General features: G+C 67.2%; 19 protein-coding genes. 1 reads left to right on the top strand and 18 read right to left on the bottom strand.

Going from position 1 to position 21783, the window contains the following annotated elements; genetic code table 11:
* Positions 1-30: 30 nt before the first annotated feature.
* The 10 genes from pyrF to ACH49N_RS03345 form a co-directional block, all read right to left on the bottom strand.
* The gene (gene pyrF, locus ACH49N_RS03390) at positions 31-870 is read right to left on the bottom strand and encodes an orotidine-5'-phosphate decarboxylase (RefSeq protein WP_358270050.1); all 840 of its coding nucleotides are present in this window, start codon (positions 868-870) and stop codon (positions 31-33) included.
* The gene (gene carB / locus ACH49N_RS03385) at positions 867-4235 is read right to left on the bottom strand and encodes a carbamoyl-phosphate synthase large subunit (protein WP_358270052.1); all 3369 of its coding nucleotides are present in this window, start codon (positions 4233-4235) and stop codon (positions 867-869) included. The genes pyrF and carB overlap by 4 nt, the downstream gene beginning before the upstream one ends.
* A complete protein-coding gene (gene carA, locus ACH49N_RS03380) occupies positions 4235-5395 on the bottom strand; it encodes a glutamine-hydrolyzing carbamoyl-phosphate synthase small subunit (RefSeq protein WP_159922683.1) in 1161 nt (386 codons plus the stop codon). The genes carB and carA overlap by 1 nt, the downstream gene beginning before the upstream one ends.
* Positions 5392-5952, bottom strand: a complete 561-nt coding sequence (locus tag ACH49N_RS03375) for a transporter (protein ID WP_358270053.1) — start codon at positions 5950-5952, stop codon at positions 5392-5394. Before ACH49N_RS03375 ends, carA begins: the two co-directional genes overlap by 4 nt.
* Complete coding sequence (locus ACH49N_RS03370) at positions 5952-7298, bottom strand: dihydroorotase (protein ID WP_358270055.1); 1347 nt, start codon at positions 7296-7298, stop codon at positions 5952-5954. The genes ACH49N_RS03375 and ACH49N_RS03370 overlap by 1 nt, the downstream gene beginning before the upstream one ends.
* Complete coding sequence (locus ACH49N_RS03365; RefSeq protein ID WP_159922689.1) at positions 7295-8239, bottom strand: aspartate carbamoyltransferase catalytic subunit; 945 nt, start codon at positions 8237-8239, stop codon at positions 7295-7297. The genes ACH49N_RS03370 and ACH49N_RS03365 overlap by 4 nt, the downstream gene beginning before the upstream one ends.
* On the bottom strand, positions 8240-8869 hold the full coding sequence (gene pyrR, locus ACH49N_RS03360) for a bifunctional pyr operon transcriptional regulator/uracil phosphoribosyltransferase PyrR (RefSeq protein ID WP_159922691.1): 630 nt from the start codon (positions 8867-8869) through the stop codon (positions 8240-8242). It abuts the gene before it with no gap.
* A gap of 162 nt (positions 8870-9031) precedes the next feature.
* Positions 9032-9541: a transcription antitermination factor NusB gene (gene nusB, locus ACH49N_RS03355; RefSeq protein ID WP_317764153.1), complete on the bottom strand. Its 510-nt coding sequence runs from the start codon at positions 9539-9541 to the stop codon at positions 9032-9034.
* Positions 9542-10105 (bottom strand): elongation factor P, encoded by a 564-nt coding sequence (gene efp / locus ACH49N_RS03350; RefSeq protein WP_109330289.1) that lies wholly within the window; start codon positions 10103-10105, stop codon positions 9542-9544.
* 34 nt (positions 10106-10139) lie between these two features.
* Positions 10140-11243, bottom strand: a complete 1104-nt coding sequence (locus ACH49N_RS03345) for an aminopeptidase P family protein (protein ID WP_358270058.1) — start codon at positions 11241-11243, stop codon at positions 10140-10142.
* 160 nt (positions 11244-11403) lie between these two features.
* Here ACH49N_RS03345 and ACH49N_RS03340 point away from each other — a divergent pair, with 160 nt between their 5' ends.
* Positions 11404-12141 carry a B-4DMT family transporter gene (locus ACH49N_RS03340; RefSeq protein WP_358270060.1) on the top strand — a complete coding sequence of 246 codons (738 nt, stop codon included), beginning with the start codon at positions 11404-11406 and terminating at the stop codon, positions 12139-12141.
* A 107-nt stretch (positions 12142-12248) separates the two neighbouring features.
* On the opposite strand, the gene aroB is transcribed toward ACH49N_RS03340, so the two are convergent.
* From aroB to alaS, 8 genes are all read right to left on the bottom strand, one after another.
* Complete coding sequence (gene aroB, locus ACH49N_RS03335; protein ID WP_109330293.1) at positions 12249-13355, bottom strand: 3-dehydroquinate synthase; 1107 nt, start codon at positions 13353-13355, stop codon at positions 12249-12251.
* A gap of 61 nt (positions 13356-13416) precedes the next feature.
* Positions 13417-13923 (bottom strand): shikimate kinase, encoded by a 507-nt coding sequence (locus ACH49N_RS03330; RefSeq protein WP_358270062.1) that lies wholly within the window; start codon positions 13921-13923, stop codon positions 13417-13419.
* 38 nt (positions 13924-13961) lie between these two features.
* On the bottom strand, positions 13962-15149 hold the full coding sequence (aroC, locus tag ACH49N_RS03325; protein ID WP_358270064.1) for a chorismate synthase: 1188 nt from the start codon (positions 15147-15149) through the stop codon (positions 13962-13964).
* A 76-nt stretch (positions 15150-15225) separates the two neighbouring features.
* A complete protein-coding gene (locus ACH49N_RS03320) occupies positions 15226-15873 on the bottom strand; it encodes an A24 family peptidase (RefSeq protein WP_358270065.1) in 648 nt (215 codons plus the stop codon).
* Between the two features lie 90 nt (positions 15874-15963).
* Positions 15964-16779 (bottom strand): shikimate dehydrogenase, encoded by an 816-nt coding sequence (locus tag ACH49N_RS03315; RefSeq protein WP_374434552.1) that lies wholly within the window; start codon positions 16777-16779, stop codon positions 15964-15966.
* Between the two features lies 1 nt (position 16780).
* Positions 16781-18499, bottom strand: a complete 1719-nt coding sequence (gene mltG, locus ACH49N_RS03310) for an endolytic transglycosylase MltG (RefSeq protein ID WP_358270067.1) — start codon at positions 18497-18499, stop codon at positions 16781-16783.
* Positions 18496-19035: a Holliday junction resolvase RuvX gene (gene ruvX / locus ACH49N_RS03305; RefSeq protein WP_358270069.1), complete on the bottom strand. Its 540-nt coding sequence runs from the start codon at positions 19033-19035 to the stop codon at positions 18496-18498. The genes mltG and ruvX overlap by 4 nt, the downstream gene beginning before the upstream one ends.
* A 2-nt stretch (positions 19036-19037) precedes the next feature.
* On the bottom strand, positions 19038-21710 hold the full coding sequence (alaS, locus tag ACH49N_RS03300) for an alanine--tRNA ligase (RefSeq protein ID WP_358270071.1): 2673 nt from the start codon (positions 21708-21710) through the stop codon (positions 19038-19040).
* Positions 21711-21783 lie beyond the last annotated feature (73 nt).

The raw sequence follows: 21783 nt of genomic DNA, 5'->3' as shown, positions 1-21783 counted from the left end.
CCCCCGAGGTCAAAGCCGGATTCCGGTGGGCTATGAGAGTGCGGACTCAACCTCGTCACGAACCTTCACAGCGGCCGCACGCAGGGCCGTCACCGACGGACCCTCACGGAGAATACCGCGAGAACTGTTCGGCAGCAGCAACTTCCGGGAATCGGGAAAAATGTCCGCAAGGTCACGTGCTGTGGCACCCTGGGCACCCAGTCCCGGCGCCAGAATTGGTCCGGAAAATTCTGACAAATTCAGACCGTGTCCGCGTGTCGCACCGACTACCAGCCCGACCAGGTCGGATTCTGCCGCATTGTGCTCGGTCGCCGCATTCACCACGGACTGCGCCACCGACACGCCCCCGGCAACGTCAGCGCCCTGCAAGTCCCCGCCCTCGGGATTCGAGGTGCGAGCAAGCACGAACAGCCCACGGCCCTGCTCCGCCGCCAGCGAGAGGGCCGGTTCGAGCGCACCGAACCCCAGATAGGGCGACACCGTCACCGCATCGGAAGACAGCGCCGAGTCCGGGCCGAGCCACGACTGCGCGTAGGCGGCCATCGTCGACCCGATGTCACCGCGTTTGGCATCCGCGACGACGAGCGTCCCGGCCTCCCGGAGGACACAGATGGTGCGTTCGAGCACCGCGTACCCGGCCGAGCCGTACGCTTCGAAGAACGCCACCTGGGGCTTCACGACGGCCACCTCACCGACGAAGGCCTCCACGCAGATCTCGGCGAAGGCCTCGAGCCCCTCCGCATCGACGGGAAGGTCCCACGCCTCGAGCAACCCCGGGTGCGGGTCGATGCCGACGCACAGGCGGCCGCGGTGCTCGACCGCGGCCCTCAGCCGAGCACCCCACGCCTGGTCGTGGTGCCGGTCCGTCACGAGGTGAGCGAACCCGTGTCGGAACCCTCGAACCCGGCCGGTGAGCGCAGCCGGGCATGCAACGCCTGCAGCGACTGAACGCCGATGTCGCCGCGGATCGCGGCCTCGATGCCCTGGACCGCAGCGGACGCGCCCTGCACGGTGGTGACGCAGGGGATGTTCACGCCGACGGCCGCGCTGCGGATCTCGTACCCGTCCACCCGGGGACCGGAGTTGCCGTACGGGGTGTTGATCACCATGTCGACCTCACCGTCACGGATCTGGTCGACGATGGTGCGGGCGCCCTCCTCGAGGGGCTCGCCGGAGTGCTTGTGCACGTCCTCGCAGACGATGCCGTTGCGGCGAAGGACCGCCGCGGTGCCCTCTGTTGCGAGGATCCGGAAACCCAGGTCGGCCAGCCGCTTGACCGGGAAGATCAGCGACCGCTTGTCCTTGTTCGCGACCGACACGAACACCGACCCGGAGGTGGGGAGTGACCCGTACGCAGCTGTCTGACTCTTGGCGAACGCGGTGCCGAAGTCGGCGTCGATACCCATGACTTCGCCCGTCGACTTCATCTCGGGACTCAGCAGTGTGTCCACCCCGGTGCCGTCGGCGCGCCGGAACCGGTTGAACGGGAGAACGGCCTCCTTGACGGCGACGGGTGCGTCCGCCGGGGTGGAACCACCGTCACCGGTGGCTGGAAGGAGTCCGGTTTTCCGCAACTCCGCGATGGTCTCGCCGAGCATGACGCGGGCGCAGGCCTTGGCCAATTGTACGGCCGTGGCCTTCGACACGAACGGCACGGTCCGGCTGGCACGGGGGTTGGCTTCGAGGACGTACAGGATGTCGTCCTTGAGGGCGTACTGCACGTTGAGCAGCCCCTTGACGCCGATACCCTTCGCGAGCGCCTCCGTCGAACGGCGGACGTTCTCGAGGTCGGCGCGCCCGAGGGTGATCGGGGGCAGGGCGCACGCCGAGTCGCCGGAGTGAATGCCGGCTTCCTCGATGTGTTCCATCACTCCCCCGATGTACACCTCGTTCCCGTCGCAGAGCGCGTCGACGTCGATCTCGATGGCGTCTTCCAGGAACCGGTCGACCAGTACGGGCCGGTCGTCGGAGATCTCGGTGGCGCGGGAGATGTAGCTCTCGAGGGAGGCCTCGTCGTAGACGATTTCCATGCCTCGGCCACCGAGCACGTACGACGGTCGCACGAGCACCGGGTATCCGATGCCGGCGGCGATGTCGCGAGCACCGGCGAACGTGGTCGCCGTTCCGAACTTGGGCGCCGGCAATCCCGCCTCTACCAATACCTTGCCGAACTCGCCACGGTCCTCGGCGAGGTCGATGGCCTCGGGGCTGGTCCCGACGATGGGCACTCCTGCGGCTTTCAGCCGTTTCGCCAGACCCAGCGGTGTCTGTCCGCCGAGCTGCACGATCACGCCGGCGACGGTGCCGGACAGCGACTCCGCCCGGTACACCTCGAGCACGTCCTCGAACGTGAGCGGCTCGAAGTACAGCCGGTCGGCGGTGTCGTAGTCGGTGGAGACGGTCTCCGGGTTGCAGTTGACCATCACCGTCTCGTAACCGGCCTCGGACAACGTCAGGGCCGCGTGGACACAGGAATAGTCGAACTCGATGCCCTGACCGATGCGGTTGGGGCCCGAACCGAGGATGAGGACCTTCGGACGCTCCGTCTGCTGAGCCACCTCCGACTCCGCCTCCGGATCGAGCTCGTAGGTGGAGTAGTGGTACGGCGTCTTCGCCTCGAACTCGGCTGCACACGTATCCACGGTCTTGTAGACGGGGTGGATGTTCCACTGCTCGCGCAGAGCCCGAACGGAATCTTCGTCACCCAGCTCGGGGCGAAGCGCCGCAACCTGCCGGTCGGAGAACCCGTGGTGCTTGGCGCGCCGCAGCACGCGCTCGTCCACCTCCTCCACCTCGCGCAGCTCGCTACCGAGCTCGTGGATCTGCAACATCTGGTCGAGGAACCAGGGATCGATTCCCGTGGCGTCGAACAACTGCTCGAGGGTGGCACCCAGACTCATGGCCTTCTCGATGCCGTACAGCCTGCCCTCGTGCGGCACGGCGAGCTCGGCGAGCAGCGTGTCCAGGTTCTCGGTGGCCACCTGCGGCCCGGTCCAGAATCCGGTCTGCTTCGTCTCCAGCGAGCGCATGACCTTCCCGAGCGCCTCGGTGAAGTTGCGGCCGATCGACATGGCCTCACCGACCGACTTCATCGTGGTCGTGAGAGTTGCGTCGGCACCGGGGAACTTCTCGAACGCGAAGCGGGGAGCCTTCACCACCACGTAGTCGAGCGTGGGTTCGAAGCACGCCGGAGTTTCCTTGGTGATGTCGTTGACGATCTCGTCGAGGGTGTAGCCGATGGCGAGCTTCGCCGCGATCTTCGCGATCGGGAAGCCCGTCGCCTTGGACGCCAGCGCACTCGACCGCGACACCCGCGGATTCATCTCGATGACGACGAGGCGGCCGTCGGCCGGGTCCATCGCGAACTGAATGTTGCAACCACCGGTGTCGACGCCGACCTCGCGCAGGATGTCGATCGACAGGTCGCGCATCGCCTGGTACTCGCGGTCGGTGAGAGTCATCGCGGGAGCGACGGTCACCGAGTCACCGGTGTGCACGCCGACGGGATCGACGTTCTCGATGGAGCAGACGATGACCACGTTGTCGCGGCCGTCGCGCATCAGCTCGAGTTCGTATTCCTTCCACCCGAGGATCGATTCCTCGATGAGCACGTTGGCGGTGGGCGACGCAGCCAGTCCGCCACCGGCGATGCGGGCGAGGTCCTCGTCGTCGTACGCCATGCCGGACCCCAGGCCACCCATGGTGAACGACGGCCGGACCACCACGGGGAAGCCGAGTTCGGCCACCGTGTCGCGGACCTCGTCCATCGTGTAGCAGACCCGGGACCGGGCCGACTCGCCACCGACCTTGGCGACGATGTCCTTGAATTTCTGGCGGTCCTCGCCGCGCTGGATCGCTTCGAAGTCGGCGCCGATCAGTTCGACGTCGTACTTCTCGAGGATCCCCTGCTCGTGCAGGGCTACCGCGGTGTTGAGCGCGGTCTGACCGCCGAGGGTCGCGAGAACGGCGTCGATGGGGTGACCGTTCGCGGCCTCGAGGGCGATGACCTTCTCGACGAACTCCGCCGTGATCGGCTCCACGTAGGTGGAGTCGGCGAACTCGGGGTCCGTCATGATGGTGGCCGGGTTCGAGTTGACGAGGCTGACCCGCAGGCCCTCTTCGCGCAGCACCCGGCACGCCTGCGTACCGGAATAGTCGAACTCGCAGGCCTGGCCGATGACGATCGGGCCGGAGCCGATCACCAGGATGTGGGAGAGATCTGAACGGCGTGGCATTACTTCTTGACTCCCTCGAGCAGGCTGGTGAATCGGTCGAACAGGTAAGCAGCATCGTGCGGGCCGGCGGCGGCCTCAGGGTGATACTGCACCGAGAAGGCCGAGCCGTCGAGCAGACGGACTCCTTCGACGGCGCCGTCGTTGGCGCAGGTGTGGCTGATCACCGCCCTGCCGAAGGGCGTGTCGAATTCCTGCCCGGCCTCCCCCTCGAGCGCGAACCCGTGATTCTGTGCGGTGATCGCGATGCGTCCGGTTTCATGTTCGATCACCGGGACGTTGATTCCGCGGTGACCGAATTTCATCTTGTAGGTGCCGAGGCCCAGCGCGCGGCCCAGGATCTGATTGCCAAAACAGATACCGAACAGGGGCAGGCCCTGCCCGATTACTTCCTTCGTGAGATGTACGGCGCCGTCCGCGGTGGCCGGGTCGCCCGGACCGTTCGAGAGGAACACGCCGTCGGCCTTCAGGTCGAGGATCTGCTCGAGCGTCGCATCGGACGGCAGAACGTGTACGCGGATACCCCGCTCGGCGAACATGCGCGGGGTGTTGGTCTTGATACCCAAGTCGATCGCGGCGACCGTGAAGCGGGCCTCGCCCCCGGTCGGCTCGACAACATACCCGCTGGTCGTGCTGACCTCACCCGCGAGATCGGCGCCGAGCATCGACGGCTGGCTCTTCACGCGCTCCAGCAACACCTCCGGCTCGGCGAGCGCATCTCCGGAGAACACTCCGGCCCGCATCGACCCCCGGGTGCGCAGGTGGCGCACGAGGGCCCGGGTGTCGATGCCGGCGATCCCCACGACACCCTGCTTCACCAGTTCGTCCTGCAGAGACCCGGTCGCGCGCCAGCTCGAAGTGCGGCGCGCAGGATCACGGACCACGTAACCGGCGACCCAGATCTTCGCTTCCGCACTGCTGCCGGTGGGACCGACGGACTCGTCGTCTTCGTCGTTCCAGCCGGTGTTGCCGATCTGGGGCGCCGTGGCCACCACGATCTGGCGGTGATAGCTGGGGTCGGTCAGTGTCTCCTGGTAGCCGGTCATGCCGGTGCTGAAGACGGCCTCGCCCAGTGTCTGCCCGACGGCACCGAACGTGGTGCCGCGAAAGATCCGGCCGTCCTCGAGGACCAGTACTGCCGAGTCGGTGTCATAGCCGCTCATGCGTTCTCTCCGTTCTGCTCGACCTCGCCAGAGCTCGCCGCATTCGCTGAATCTTCACTGTCTGTGGTGCCGCCCGACTCGCCCGAGTTGACCCAGGCGGGGTAGACGGACTTGTCGTCGCTGCGGAATCCGGTGTCGATCTCGGTGCCGGACGGCAGTGCCCATCGGATCACCAGGAGTCCGTCCTTGCTCATGACCTTGCCGGCGAGGCCACGCTCCGTGCGCACCGCACGAATCGCGTCCTGCGGGATCCAGATCGCCGAGGCGCCGTCCCTTTCGAGCAGGACGCCGGAGTGGTACCGCGAGATTTCACCGGCGGCCCGGAACCCGAGGTCCCCGACCGCAATTCGGTCCTGCCAGCTGGGTGCAAGCGTGCTGCCCACGTAGAGTCCGGTGGCCGGCGCGATCGTCTGCGCACCGAGGTGGGCGGGAACGGACGGCAGCTGACCGATGCGGTCGGCCTGCCGACGGGCCCGGCCACGCCACCCGACGTACATGAGGTAGATCGCCAGCGCCCAGAAGGCGGCCAGCCCGACGATCCAAAGGATTCTCTCCATCACTGCCCTCCGCCGCTGTGTACGGGAGTGCGGACGTCACCATTCCGCGCGGTGATCCGCCCCCGAAGGATGGTGGTGGTGACCCGCGCCGGCAGCGTCATCGACTCGTACGGCGTGTTGGACGCCACGCTGGCGAGTGCGGGCCCGTGCACAGTCCATTCGGCATCCGGATCGACCAGCACCAGGTTGGCCGGTTCACCGACGGCGATGGGCCGCCCCTGGTCGTCGAGTCCGACGATCTCTGCGGGACGTTCGCTCATCACGCGGGCCACCCCACGCCAGTCGAGCAGGCCCGGCCGGACCATGGTCATCGCGACGATCGACAGCGCCGTCTCCAGACCCAGCATGCCGGGACGGGCCGCGGCGAACTCGCAGCACTTGTCCTGCTCGGCGTGCGGGGCATGATCGGTGGCGACGCAGTCGATGACTCCCTCGGCGAGACCGGCGCGCAACGCCGCGACATCACTGGCTTCGCGCAGCGGCGGGTTCACCTTGTTGACGGCGTCGTACGTTTCGAGACGTGAGTCGTCGAGAAGCAAATGGTGCGGCGTCACCTCGGCGGTGATCGAAATGCCCTGCCCGCGAGCCCATTTCACCAACTCGACCGTTCCGGCGGTGGAGGCATGGCAGATGTGGACACGGGCGCCGGCATCCCGGGCGAGCAGCGCATCACGGGCGACGATCGATTCCTCGGCTGCACGAGGCCAGCCGGCCAGGCCCAGCCGGGCCGCGGTCGGGCCTTCGTGGGCGACGGCACCGACGGTCAGCCGGGGTTCTTCCGCGTGCTGGGCGATGAGCACACCGAGTGAGCTCGAGTACTCGAGGGCGCGGCGCATGAGCAGTGGGTCGTAGACGCAATGACCGTCGTCCGAAAACATCCGGACCCGGCCGGACCCTGCAGCCATCGTCGCCATCTCGGCGAGTTGCTTCCCCTCGAGCCCGACGGTGACGGCCCCGACCGGATGCACGTCGACGAGCCCGACTTCCTGCCCCCGGCGCCACACGTGGTCGGTGACGACCACCGAGTCGGCGACGGGGCTGGTGTTGGCCATGGCGAACACTGCCGTGTACCCACCGAGCGCAGCCGCAGCCGAACCGGAATCGATGGTTTCGGTGTCTTCGCGGCCCGGCTCACGCAAATGTGTGTGCAAATCGACGAATCCGGGCAGCAGAATCTGGCCGGCCGCATCGAGGACCTCGGTTTCTGCAGCAGCGGACTTCGCGGCGTCCGCGCCGATGGCAGCGACGAGTCCGTCGTCGAGCAGCACATCCGTGGGTTCGCCCTCGCCGTACAGCAACGCGTTCTTGATGAGCACTGTCTCTCCTGTTTCTGTCGAGTTGCTCATCCGGCAACTTCCTCGGCACCGACCAGCAGTCGGAACAGCACGGCCATACGCATGTGCACTCCGTTGGTGACCTGTTGCAGCACAGCGGCTCTCGGGGAGTCCGCGACTGCGGAGGCGATTTCCATACCGCGCAGCATCGGGCCCGGGTGCAGCACGACGGCATGCTCCGGGAGCAGAGCGAGGCGCTTCTCGGACAGTCCGTAATTGATCGAGTACTCACGCTGGGACGGGAAGAATCCCCCGTTCATCCGTTCCGCCTGCACGCGCAGCATCAGGACCGCATCGAGCCCGGGGAGTTCGGCGTCGAACGAGTGGGCAACCGTGACCGGCCAGGACGAGGCCCCGACCGGAAGCAGCGTGGGCGGTGCCACGAGAACGACCTCGGCACCGAGCATCGACAGCAGCAGCGCGTTGGACCTGGCCACCCGGCTGTGCAGGATGTCACCCACGATGGCGATGCGCTTGCCCTCGATGTCCCCGAGGCGCTGCCGCAGCGTCAGTGCATCGAGCAGCGCCTGAGTGGGATGCTCATGGGTGCCGTCCCCCGCGTTGATGATCGCCGGTCCGCCGTCGTCCTGGCCGGCCGTCCACGAGGCGATCTGGTGAGCGGCGCCCGAAGCCGGATGGCGCACGATCAGCGCGTCGGCGCCCGCGGCACGCAACGTCATCGCCGTATCACGCAGCGATTCGCCCTTCGAGACCGACGAGCTCGAGGCGCTGACATTGATCACATCCGCGCTCATCCACTTGCCCGCGACCTCGAAGGACACCCGGGTCCGCGTCGAGTTCTCGAAGAACACGGTCATGACGGTCCGGCCGCGCAGGGTCGGCAGCTTGTGAACCTCGCGCCCGAGGAGGGCCTGTTCGAAGCGCTCCGCCTCGTCGAGAAGCTCGACCGCCGATCCTCGGGTCAGGTCCGCAATCGACAACAGGTGCTTCACTTAGCTCTTTCCCCCGGAGATCATGACCGCGTCACGGCCGTCGTGTTCGCCCAGGAGAACCTTGACGTCCTCGGTGCGGGCGGTCGGCACGTTCTTCCCCACGTAGTCGGCGCGCAACGGCAGCTCCCGATGGCCGCGGTCGACGAGGACCGCGAGCTGAACAGCGCGTGGCCGTCCCAGGTCGCGCAGGGCGTCGAGAGCCGATCGGACGGTGCGACCCGAAAACAGCACGTCGTCGACCAGCACCACCAGCGCGTTGTCGACACCGCCTTCGGGGACGGAGGTCCGCTCGAGGGGGCGGTGCGGCTTGGTGCGCAGGTCGTCGCGGTAGAGGGTGATGTCGAGTGAACCGACCGGCGGACGCACACCCGAAAATTCTTCGATCTTCGCAGCAAGACGCGCCGCGAGGGTCGTACCGCGGGTGGGTATCCCGATGAGGACGACGCGAGGCGCTTCACCGTCGGCGGCGTCGATCGCGGTCTTCTCGATGATCTGATGCGCGATACGCGCAATCGTGCGGCCTACATCCGCTGCGGACAACAACTCACGCGCGGGCTCGACTACCGGTGACGACTTCGGTGTTGCTTCTGCCGGTTCCTCGGCAGGGCGGGACCCTTCGGGCACGCGCATACAACGACCTCCTTCTCCGCCTCACTGGACGGATCGTTAAAGGATGCCTGACGCGGCCAGCTTAGCAGCGCGCCGAGTTGCGCCAGGCCGGGGCCCCGGCCTCCGGTTCCCGCCCGCCGCTCGGCTGAGGGACGCCGCGGGACCGGAGTGAGGCAGATCAACCTACGAACGCGGATCGTCCGGCTCGTCGCTTCCTGGTTCGGCACGCCGGGAGGTGGCCGCGGCAGCCGACCGCACCTGCGGGGCAACCAGCACCACCTGGCCGAGGACGCCGTTGACGAATCCCGGCGAGTCGTCGGTGGAAAGCTGTTTGGCCAGCTCCACCGCTTCGTCCACCGCCACGACCGGCGGGACATCGGTGGCATGGAACAGCTCCCACACGGCGATCCGCAGAATCGCCCGGTCCACCGCCGGCAGCCGCTCGAGCGTCCAGTCCTGCAGGTGCGAGGAGATCACCGCATCGATCCGGTCGAGGTTTTCGGCCACGCCGGTGACCACGGTGACGGTGTACGGAGCGACGGGCGCAACGGACTCGTCCTTGCCGGACATGTCCGCCCGCTCGGTCGCGAGATCGACCGGGTCGAGGTCGCGCGCTTCCGCTTCGAAGAGGAAGTCGACGGCGCGCTTACGGGCCTTGTGCCGTGCGCCGAGCTTTTTATGGGTACCGGACACTCAGGAATTCACACGCCCGAGGTAGTTGCCGTCGCGGGAGTCGACCTTCAACTTGTCGCCGGTGTTGATGAACAGTGGCACCTGGATTTCGGCACCGGTCTCGAGAGTCGCGGGCTTGGTGCCACCGGTGGAGCGGTCGCCCTGCAGACCCGGATCGGTGTGCTTGACCTCGAGCTCCACCGTGACGGGCAGCTCGACGAACAGCGGGACGTCCTCGTGCACGGCAACCTGGACCGCCATGTTCTCGAGCATGAAGCGTGCACCGTCGCCGACCGTCGCCTCGTTGATCGAGATCTGGTCGTAGGTGTCACCGTCCATGAAGATGTAGTCGCTGCCGTCGTGGTAGAGGTACGTCATGTCGCGTCGGTCGACGGTGGCAGTCTCGACCTTGACGCCGGCGTTGAAGGTCTTGTCGACGACCTTGCCCGACAGCACGTTCTTCAGCTTGGTTCGCACGAATGCGGGGCCCTTGCCCGGCTTGACGTGCTGGAACTCGATAATCGTCCACAGCTGGCCCTCGATCTGCAGGACCAGGCCGTTCTTGAAATCACTAGTGGAAGCCACTTGCTTCGCGTCTCCTCGATAAGGTCGAAACCGTCTACACGACAGTCAGGTCTTTGGTGGTGAGGGTGAGTAGCTCCGGACCCTGCTCCCGGACCACGAGCGTGTCCTCGATCCGCACGCCTCCGCGCCCGGAGAAATACACGCCCGGCTCGACGGTCACCGCCGCACCGTCCAGAAGTGTACCGGTGCCCAGCTTGCCGATTCCGGGTGCTTCGTGGATTTGCAGGCCGACGCCGTGCCCGAGCCCGTGCAGGAACAGCTCTCCGTAGCCCGCTTCCTCGATCACGCTGCGGGCTGCCGCGTCGACGGCGGTGACCTCGGCGCCCGGCCGCAGGGCGGCACATCCGGCCGCCTGCGAGCGAGCGACCAGGGCGTACACCTCGCGCTGCCAGTCTGCTGCCTGTTCGAGGATGTACGTGCGCGTCATATCCGAGTGGTAGCCACCGACCTCGGCCCCGAAATCCAGTTTGACGAAGTCGCCGCGCTGCAGCACCGCCGAAGTGGGACGGTGGTGGGGAATTGCCGAATGGGCACCCGCCGCGACGATCGTCTCGAACGAAATGCCGTCGGCACCGTGATCGAGCATCAAAGCCTCGAGCTCGCGCCCCACCTCTTTCTCAGTGCGTCCCGTCCGGAGTCCGCCACGCTCGAGAAGGTCGGCGAGCGCGGCGTCGGCGGCAGTGCACGCCGCCCGGAGCAACGCCACTTCGTAGTCGTCCTTCACCATGCGCAGCTCCTCCACCAGCCCGGGAACCGGTTCCAGGCGCGTATCGGGGGCGAGCAGCGACCACGCGGCGAACTCGTCCACCGTGACGACATGACTTTCGAAGGCGAGCGACGACGCCGTCCGGCGGGCGACCGACTCGACGAGGTGGGCGGCGCTGGCGCGGGCGATTTCGGCCCGGAGGTCGGGTACCTGATCGGCCACCTGGGTGAGGTAGCGCCCGTCCGTGCAGATCACCGTGCGTTCCTCGGCGCCGTCGGCGTCCGCCGCGTCGACGAGCACTGCGGCATTGGACCCGGTGAAGCCGGTGAGGTACCGCACGTTCACCAGGTCCGTCACGAGAAGTGCGTCGAGATCGCGGGCGGCGAGCGCCGCGCGCAGTGCCGCGCGCCGCGAACCATGATCAGCAGGCATGTCAGCAAACGTACCGGCATTGCCACCCGCCCCGCTGACGAGGGACACGACCCGCGCGACGGCGCCGAGATCGACCACCATCGGCGGTGAGAACAGGTTGCAGACAGCGCGTCTGTGGGTTAGACCACACGCCGGAAAACCTTCTCGTTACGCTGTGCCCATGAATGCGTGGGTGGTACGCGGCCTCGGGATGGCCCTGATACATATTTTGGTTCGTGTGTTGCTCGGTGCGGCAATCACACAGTGGCCCCTCCAAGGTTCGATCCTGAGGTGGGTGGCTCTGCTGGTCGTGGTGTTGGTGGCGTTGATCTGGGCGGGTATCGACGGCATCCGGGACCGGCATCGCAACCCGGACCCCGACCAGGGTGCCGACCTCACCATGCTGTGGCTGAAGGCAGCGTTGCTCGGCGGCATCGTTGCGGGGGTCGGCAGCTGGCTGGCCGATCTGTTGCCCTCCCTCAACGTCACGCAGAACTCGTTCTTCTTCGAAATCACCTCCGGTGCCGCCTTCACTGTCCTGCTCATCTTCGTTCCGGCCATGCTGGCCGTCTTCCTGGGCCGTTTCTTTGCCGGGCGTGACGCCAAGAAGGCATCGCAAGGGCGTGGCGGCGACCGAGATGCCCGGCGGGGTGCCGGATCGGCGGCAGGCGCAGCAGCGGGAGGTACGGCAGCCGCTGCTGTCGCCGACGACAACGGTTATGGACAGCACTATCCGGACGGAACGTACGACCAGAGCGGTTACGCCGATCCCGATGCCGACACTGCGGTTTTCGAACCGGTACACAACTACCGCCAGGACACCTCGGACCTCGATGCCGGGGAGGGGCAGGACACCACCTGGCAGGAACCCGTCGACCTCGGCAAGCGCAACCCCGAAGAGCCGAAACGCGGCGAGTAGACCGCACGGGTCGGTCTGGTCCGAAGACGCCGCCGCGGCGGAGGTGAGCAGGGTGCTCGCCTCCGCCGCGGCGTGTCTCGGCGTCAGAGAAGTGTCGTGTTCCTGGGTCAGAGAAGGACTGCGCCGCCGGCGGTCTCCTCGCGGGCGACGGCCGAGTATGCCGCGACGAGCAAGGATGGGTCGGGGCCCTCTAGACGTCCGGGCTTTGCCAGTCCGTCGAGAACCACGAACCGCAGCACGCCGGCGCGATTCTTCTTGTCGGTCTGCATTCCCTCGACCAGCTGACCGAACGCGTCCGCGTCGTACGTCGTGGGGAGCCCGACCAGTTCGAGGATCCGGCGGTGCCGATCGGCGGTCTCGTCGTCGAGCCGGCCGGCCAGACGGCCCAGCTCGGCCGCGAACACCAGTCCGACCGACACCGCGGCGCCGTGACGCCAGCGGTAGCGCTCGCGCCGCTCGATCGCATGACCCAGCGTGTGCCCGTAGTTGAGAATTTCCCGCAGATCGGATTCGCGGAGATCGGCCGCCACAACCTTGGCCTTCACCTCCACCGAACGCTTGATCAGTTCCGGCAGCACGGACCCGGTCGGGTCGAGCGCCGCCTCGGGGTCACTCTCGATGAGGTCGAGGATCACGGGGTCGGCGATGAATCCGGTCTTGATGACCTCCGCCATCCCGGCGACGATCTCGTTGCGGGGCACGGTCTCCAGTGTCACGAGGTCGATGAGCACGGCCGACGGCTCGTGGAACGAACCGACAAGGTTCTTGCCCGCCTCGGTGTTGATTCCTGTCTTTCCGCCGACCGCGGCGTCGACCATGGCGAGCAAGGTCGTCGGCACATGGACCACCCGCACTCCGCGCATCCAGGTGGCTGCGACGAATCCGGCGAGGTCGGTGGCCGCGCCGCCGCCCAGGGAGACCACGGCGTCACTGCGGGTGAGTCCGATCCGGCCGAGCACCTCCCAGCAAAAGCCGGCCACGGCCAGATCTTTGCCGTCCTCGGCGTCCGGAATTTCGATCCGGTGAGCGTCGATGCCCTTCTCGGCGAGTGCCGCCCGCACTGCCTCCGCCGTTTCGGCCAGCGGCGGCTGATGGAAGATCGCCACCGTCCTGGTTCCGGCGAGCTCGTCCACCAGCTCACCGAGCAGACCACGCCCGATGATCACCGGGTAGGGGTGTGCCGTCTGCACCTGTACACGTACCGGTTCGGTCACCGTCTGCTCCGCTCCGTCTCGTCCGATGTTCTCGGATCACCTGTTCCGCCGGGGTCGCACCTCATCCGGCAAGCTTCGCGACCAACTGCTGCACCACCCGCGCGGGGCTACGTCCGTCCGTCCGTATCCGAATGGACGCCACCTCGCGGTACAACGGCCGACGTTTGCGCATCAACTCGGCGTACTTTTCGCGGGGCTCGCCACCGGCGAGCAGGGGACGTGCAGTGCTCGTTCCTGTCCGTTTCAGGCCCTCACCCACGCTGATCTCCAGATAGATCACCGTGTGGCCTTTCAGGAGTGCCCGAGTGCGCTCGGACAGTATCGAGCCGCCTCCGAGCGAGACGATACCCTCGGAACTCTCGATCGCCTTGCGGACGATCTCCTCCTCGAGGGCGCGGAATGCGGGCTCGCCGTCTTCGACGAAGATCTCCGCGATGGTGCGCCCCGCTTCCTCCTCGACCGCCGCATCGGTGTCGAAGAGCGGCAGGTCGAGGGCCTGCGCAAGACGTCGGCCGATGGTCGACTTACCCGCTCCCGGGGGGCCGACGAGCACAGCTTTCGGTGCCACGGCCCGTCACCGCCTCGTTTCGATGGCGGACGGGGCGGTCATCGCGCGAGCCGCGCGGCGACACCGGAGGCGTAACGCTCGAAGTTCGCGGCCGTCTCGGCAATGGAGTCGCCGCCGAACTTCTCGAGTGCAGCCTGGGCCACAACCAGCGCGACCATGGCCTCCGCCACGACACCCGCGGCGGGCACGGCACACACGTCGGAGCGCTGATGAATCGCGACGGCTTCTTCACCCGTCGACATGTCGACGGTGGAAAGGGCGCGGGGAACGGTCGAGATCGGCTTCATCGCGGCGCGCACACGCAGTGCCTCACCGTTGGTCATGCCGCCTTCGAGCCCGCCGGCGCGATTGGTGGATCGCAGAATGCCATCGGGACCCGGGCGCATCTCGTCGTGTGCCTGGCTGCCGCGGCGGCGGGCTGTCTCGAAACCGTCGCCGACCTCGACACCCTTGATCGCCTGAATGCCCATGAGCGCCGATGCGAGGCGGGCGTCGAGACGATCCGCGCCACTGATGAACGAGCCGAGACCCACGGGGAGCCCGTGCACGACCACCTCGACGACCCCGCCGAGGGTGTCGCCGTCGCGCTTGGCCGCCTCGATCTCGGCGATCATCGATTCCTCGGCTGCCTTGTCGAATGCGCGCACCGGGCTGGCATCGATCGCCGCGATGTCGAACGCCGTCGGCTCCACACCGACGTACGGATCGGACGCACCGATGGAAATGACGTGTGAGAACACCTCGACGCCGAATACCTGGCGGAGGAAGTTGCGGGCGAAGGTCGCAGCCGCGACGCGCGCCGCGGTTTCACGCGCGCTCGCCCGTTCGAGAACGGGACGGGCGTCGTCGAAACCGTACTTGAGCATGCCGGAGTAATCGGCGTGCCCGGGTCGCGGTCGAGTGAGGGGTGCGTTCCGCGCCTGATCGGCGAGCAGGTCGGGATCCACCGGATCGGCAGACATGATGGTTTCCCACTTGGGCCACTCGGTGTTGCCCACCTCGACCGCGATGGGCCCACCCAGCGTCCGACCGTGGCGCACACCTCCGACGATGGTGACCTTGTCGGCCTCGAACTTCATGCGTGCGCCGCGCCCGTAACCGAGACGCCGTCGCGCGAGTTGAGTCGAGATGTCCTGGGACGTCACTTCGACGCCCGCAACCATTCCCTCGAGCATCGCAACGAGGGCGGGACCATGGGATTCTCCGGCAGTTATCCAGCGCAGCACGACCAATATCCTTCCACGTCGCCGCGACCCGCAGTGACGGTGGTCCTCCCAACCCGGCGCGGACCGAAGACGGCGCTCACGGAAGGTGCGTGGCCAGCAGCGCGAGGACGGTCGCAGCGCACATGGCCGGCCCGTGGGGAACACTCGCCGGAGAAGCCGCGTCCGACCCCCGGCGCGAAGGGCGCGACCGTGCCCTGACCAGTGCGACGCACCCCGCAGCGGCCGTGAACGCCGGTGCCAGGAAGGCGGCCCACACCCACGCTCCTCCCCCACCCAGTGCGGCCAGCGCGCCCACACCCAGCGCGAGCTTGACATCGCCCGCCCCCAGCGATCCGGGCGCGCAGAGATACAGAAGGAGATACGCCGCCGCGAGAAGTACGCCCCCGATCACTGCGGCCGGCGCCTGACCGGAAATACCAGCAAGGACGACGACCACCGCGAATCCGGGCAGAGTCAGGATGTTCGGCAATCTGCGCGCACACCAGTCCGTGGCGGCGAGGCTGACGCACCACCATCCCAGCAGGACGGCGACAGGAACCAACGCGGGTTCCGGTTCCCGGCCCGAGGATCCGCACCACACCGCGACCGCCACGCCCGCAGCGCACGAACTTTCACACCATCCGGGTCGCACGGCCGCGTCGCCGACGAACCTCTTCGCCGTACGCCGCGCGCACCATCCTGCGCCTGCGCCGGCGAGTACGCCGACCGAGATAAGCAACCACATGTACACAGCGTGACCGGCGCACGGGAAGCCTCGTCGACGACGACGTGCAGAAATCCCCTGGCCTGTGGAGAAACCGGGGCCTGTGGACAACTAGCCCAATGCGGCCGCCATGGCCTCTCTCGGCGCAGGCCGGCCGGTAAACTGCTCCACTTGCCCGAAGGCCTGGTGGAGGAGCATCGACAACCCGCCGACGACCGTTCCACCGGCAGCTTCTACTGCTGCGGCCAACGGTGTCGGCCAGGGGTCGTAGATCGCGTCCAGCACGAACGGCGCCTGTCCGAGGACATCCGCACAGTCGATGATTGCGGCGGACGGCACGGTGCTGACAAGGGCGGCCGCTCCGGCGCACCGCGCGGCAAGTTCGCGGCTGTCGAAGCCGAGGAGTCGAACCTCGAGACCGATCGCCTCGGCACATGCCAGCGCGCCCGCGGCCCGACCCTCGTTCCGGGCCACCACGGTGACGCTCTTCACACCCATGTCGGCGAGTGCCACCAGCGCCGGCCTCGCCGTCCCGCCCGCGCCCACGACCACGGCGTCGGCTCCGGCAATCGTGCCGATCCCGCCCGCGGTCAAAGCACCCCGGACGCCGTCCACATCGGTGCAGTCCGCACGCCATCCGCCCTCGATGCGAACCAGCGTGTTGGCGGAGCCGATCGTCACCGCGCGCTCGGTCCGCTCGGTGGCGAAGTCGAGCGCCGCAATCTTGCCCGGCATCGTGACCGACAGGCCCACCCATTCCGGGCCGAGACCAGACACGAGACCCGGAAGACGTTCCCCGTCGCACTCGATGCGCTCGTAGGTCCAGTCGGTCAGTCCCAGCGCCCGATACGCCGCGAGATGCAGCTGCGGAGACCGGGAGTGGGCGATCGGGCTTCCCAGGACAGCAGCCTTGCGTGCCGACCTCACGTCACCGTCCACTGTCGAGGATCCCGTTGTTCAGCGCCTGGTCGATGTTGGACAAGTGCTCCTCATAACTCTTGGTGAACAGCGTCGTCCCCTTCGCGTCCACGGTCACGAAATAGATCCAGTCCCCCGGCTCCGGGGATTCGACGGCCTGCAGGGCAGCGATACTCGGCGACGAGATCGGGGTGGCCGGCAAGCCGGGGCTGGCGTAGGTATTCCACGGGGTGACCGTCGCCCGATCCGCATCGGTGGTGGCCAATTCCGTCGTGTCGAGCGCGTAGTTGACCGTCGAGTCGAACTGCAGCGCCTGGTTGACCGCCAGCCGGTTCAAGATGACGCGCGCCACCTTCGCGAAGTCTTCGGGCATCGCCTCCCGCTCCACCAGCGACGCGGCGATGAGCATCCGGTAGGGGGAAAGGCCCACCACGTTTCCCGCGGTGAGGATGCCCGTCTCCTCGTAGCTCGCCGCGCTCTCGGTCACGAGCTTCCGTAGGATCTCGGCAGCACCGGCCGTCGGATCGAAATCCCAGCTGCCGGCGGCGATGAGACCCTCGAGCTGCCGGTCCCGGTCGGGTACGCCGGCAACGGCATCTCTAGCCCAGTCCGGTACCCCGAGTGCGCCGATGTCGCCCGCACCGGCGTTGTTCAGTTCGTCGTAATTGATGCACCGTTCCTGCCCGGCCTCGCCCAGGCAGCTTGCCTCCGAGATGAGGGTGTAGATCCCCTTCTTCACTGCACCCGTCTGCACGTCGGTTGTGTCGTGGAGCTGACGGCCCTCCGAAATGATCATCTGGCCCACACGCGACGCCGGATCGACGAGTTCTCGGACGGCGTCCACGGCAGGGATCTGTGTCGAGAGACTGTAGAAACCGGGCTGCACCGAATTCATCGCAGTGTTCTGGACCGCGGCGTTGAAGAAGGCCGATCCGCTGGCCACCACGTCTCGCTCGGCCAGCGTGGACGCGATCTCCTCCGCGGTGTCCCCCGCATGGACCTGGACCACGACTTCGGGTCCGCCCGGACCTGCGTAGTCGGCCGGGGCGTCCGGGCCACCGAAAAAGAGCTTGCCGCCGACGAAGACCATTCCCGCCAAGACGACCAGTACGACTGCGGCCGCCAGCGCTCCGAGGATCTTGCCCCTGCGTGCCCGGCCGCGGGACTTCTGCTCGCGTCGCGCGTGCACGCGCGACGGCGGGGCGGGACGCTCGACAGGAATGGCGGCGATGACCTGGGTTTCGGCCTCGTCGAACGCGGCGTCGGCTCTCTCGTACGGTGCGTCATGTCGCCCCCCGACGGAGACATGGTCATCGACCGGCAGGCTGTCGTACTCGCGTTCGTGAACTTCGCGCTCGTCATACGCCTCCTGGTCATACGCGGACCGGTCGTACGTGTGCTCGTGGGCGGGCTCGTCGAGGGGGTCCTCACGGTAGCGATGCACGGGCTCGTGGTGCGCAGCTTCCGAGTGGGCCGCATCCTGGCGCGCGAGGTAGTCGGGACCGGGCTGGTGGTAGCCGTACACACGATCATCGAGCGCGGAATCGTCGTAGCCGGTGCGGTGGTAACCGAGTTCGGCCGCTTCCGCATGGTCCGGAAAATCAGAGCGCTCGGGAACGGACTCGTACTCGACCGGTTCGTCTTCGTCGAGATAGCGGTGTCGCCGCGGTTCACGGGGAGGATAGTCGAAACCAGGCTGTTCCCCTGCCGGCCGCCGATGATTGCTCACTGGCCCGCCTCCGGTTGCTGCCTGTCCCCGACTGAATCCCCTGCATTCACCGACCTGCTCCGCTCGTCCAACCACCCCTGCAAGATCGCCACCGCCGCGGCCTGGTCGATCACCGTACGCTGGCTTCTCGCACTGACACCGCTCTCGCGAAGCGCCCGCGTGGCGGTGACGGTGGTCAGACGCTCGTCCGCCATCCGCACCGGGATCGGATCCACCGCCCTTCGCAATCGCTTCGCGAACACAGTAGCGAGCGAGGCGGCCTTGCCTCGTTCGCCCCGCAAGGTCTGCGGCAGACCGACGATAACCTCCACGGCTTCGTATTCCTCGACTATGTCGGCAATGCGCCGGATATCCGGCGCGTCGGGGCCGCGTTCCTTCGACCGGGAAACCGTTTCGACAGGGGTGGCGAGAACCCCGTCGGGGTCGCTCGAGGCGACTCCGATCCGGACGCTCCCCACGTCGATACCGATGCGTCGACCGCGCCCAGGGTCGTCGACGCCCGGTCGATCCGGACCGCCCTGTTCCGCGCGATGCACCGCTACTGGTTCCCTACCTTGTCCGCCACGGCCCCTCGGACCGCATCGAGGGCCGCCGCGATGCCGGTGGTGTCCGAGCCGGACCCCTGGGCCATGTCCGCCTTGCCGCCGCCGCGACCCCCGATCAGGGGGCCGAACTCCTTCACGAGGTCACCGGCCGCGACCCCGAGTTCCTGCGCCGCTTTGTTGACGGCGACAACGAACGGAACCTTGCCGTCGGCATCACCGAACAGGGCGACGACAGCCGGCTGCGTGCCGAACCGTCCGCGAATGTCGGTGACGAGACTCCGGAGGTCGTTGCCACCGACACCGGCGGGAGCCGAGTCCGCCACCAGCAGCACCGGTCCCACTCGCTGAGCCTTGTCGAGGTAGGTGCCTGCGGAGGCCAGAACTGCTTGTGCCCGAGCCTGTTCGAGCTCCTTCTCTGCAACGCGAAGCCGTTCGACCAAGGCCTCGACACGGGCAGGCACCTCTTCGGAGGGCACCTTCAGCGAGGACGACAGTCCGGCGAGCAGCGCTCGTTCCTTGGCCAGGTAACGGTACGAGTCCAGCCCGACGTAGGCCTCCACACGCCGCACACCCGAGCCGACGGACTGCTCACCGAGGAGGGTCACGTTGCCGATCTGCGCTGAGGTTCCCACGTGTGTTCCGCCACACAGCTCCATGGAGAACGGTCCGCCGATCTCCACGACACGTACCTCGTCGCCGTAGTTCTCGCCGAACAAGGCCATGGCGCCCATCGCCTTTGCCTTGTCGAGGTCGGTGACGAACGTGTTGACCGCGTAGTCGGCGGCCACGGCCTCGTTCGCCACGACCTCGATGTCCTGCTTCTGCGACTCGGTGAGCGCACCCTGCCACGAGAAGTCGAACCGCAGATATCCGGGCTTGTTCAACGAACCGGCCTGAACGGCGTTGGGCCCCAGGACCTGTCGGAGGGCGGCGTGGACCATGTGCGTACCGGAGTGACCCTGGGTGGCACCCTTACGCCACCCGGCATCGACCTGCGCCAGAACGACGTCGCCTTCGGTGATCTCGCCTTCTTGAACGGTGACCTTGTGAACCCACAGCTTTTTCGCGATCTTCTGGACGTCGTTGACCTTCACGCGCAGTCCCGGCCCGGTCAACGCGCCCAGGTCTGCGATCTGGCCGCCCGCTTCCGCGTACAGCGGGCTGCGGTCGAGAATGACCTCGACGTCCTGGCCGGTGGCGGCGACGGGAACGCGCTGCCCGTTGGAGATCAGGGCGAGGACACGAGCCTCGGACACCAGTTCGTGGAAACCGGTGAACTCGGTGGGACCGCGGTCGAGAAGTTCCTTGTAAACGGTCAGGTCGGCGTGCGCGTGCTTGCGTGCCTGGGCGTCGTCCTTGGCACGCTGACGCTGCTCCGCCATCAGCGTGCGGAATCCGTCTTCGTCGACCGACAATCCGGCCTCGGCCGCCATCTCGAGGGTGAGGTCGATGGGGAAGCCGTAGGTGTCGTGCAGCGCGAAGGCTTGATCGCCGCCGATGACCGACTTCCCGGAGGCCTTCACGGACTCGGCGGCACCCTCGAACAACTTGGACCCCGAGGTGAGGGTCTTGAGGAACGCCGTCTCCTCACCGACCGCGACCGTCTCGATGCGGCCGAAGTCGCTGTCGAGAACCGGGTAGGAGGGGGCCATCGTGTCGCGTACGACGGTGATGAAGTCACGCATGCTCGGCTTGTCGGCACCGAGCAGCTTCGCCGATCGCACGATGCGCCGCAGCAGTCGGCGCAGCACGTACCCGCGTCCGTCGTTGCCCGGATTCACGCCGTCCGCGATGAGCATGGCCGCCGTACGCGCGTGATCGGCGATCACCCGGAACCGGACGTCGTCGTCGTGATTGGCGCCGTACCTGCGGCCCGACAACTCCTCGGCCTTCGCGATCACCGGGCGGACGAGGTCGGTTTCATACACGTTGTCGACGCCCTGCAGCAGGAACGCGACGCGCTCGACTCCCATGCCGGTGTCGATGTTCTGCTTCGGCAGGGGGCCGAGGATCTCAAAATTGTCCTTGCTGATGCCGAGTCCGCGCTCGTTCTGCATGAACACGAGATTCCAGATCTCGATGTAGCGGTCTTCGTCGGCCTCCGGGCCGCCTTCCTTGCCGAACTCGGGGCCGCGGTCGTAGTAGATCTCCGAGCAGGGCCCGCACGGCCCGGGGATGCCCATGGACCAGTAGTTGTCGGCCATGCCCCGGCGCTGGATCCGCGCCTCCGGAACGCCGACCTCGTCACGCCAGATGTCGCGGGCCTCGTCGTCGTCGAGGTAGACGGTGACCCAGATTCGCTCGGGATCGAATCCGTAGCCGCCGTCGTCGACGCTGCCGGTCAGCAACGCCCAGGCATGCTTGATCGCTTCCCGCTTGAAGTAGTCACCGAAGGAGAAGTTTCCGGCCATCTGGAAGAACGTGTTGTGCCGGGTCGTGATGCCCACGTTTTCGATGTCGAGGGTGCGCACACATTTCTGCACACTGGTCGCCGTCGAGTACGGCGGGGTCTGCTGGCCCAGGAAGAACGGCACGAACTGGACCATTCCCGCATTGACGAACAGCAGGTTCGGATCGTCGAGAATCAGCGAGGCGCTGGCTACCTCGGTGTGGCCTGCCTTGACGAAATGGTCGAGGAAGCGCCGGCGAATCTCGTGGGTCTGCACGTCAGTGATCCTTATTGTCTGTCTCGAGGGCAACTGCGGGGTACTGTCCTGCCGGGCACACGGGAGCCCGGCA

This window comes from Rhodococcus sp. NPDC019647 (genome assembly GCF_044389235.1).
Classification (GTDB): domain Bacteria; phylum Actinomycetota; class Actinomycetes; order Mycobacteriales; family Mycobacteriaceae; genus Rhodococcus_F; species Rhodococcus_F oxybenzonivorans.
This window is presented reverse-complemented; position numbering and strand designations above follow the sequence as displayed.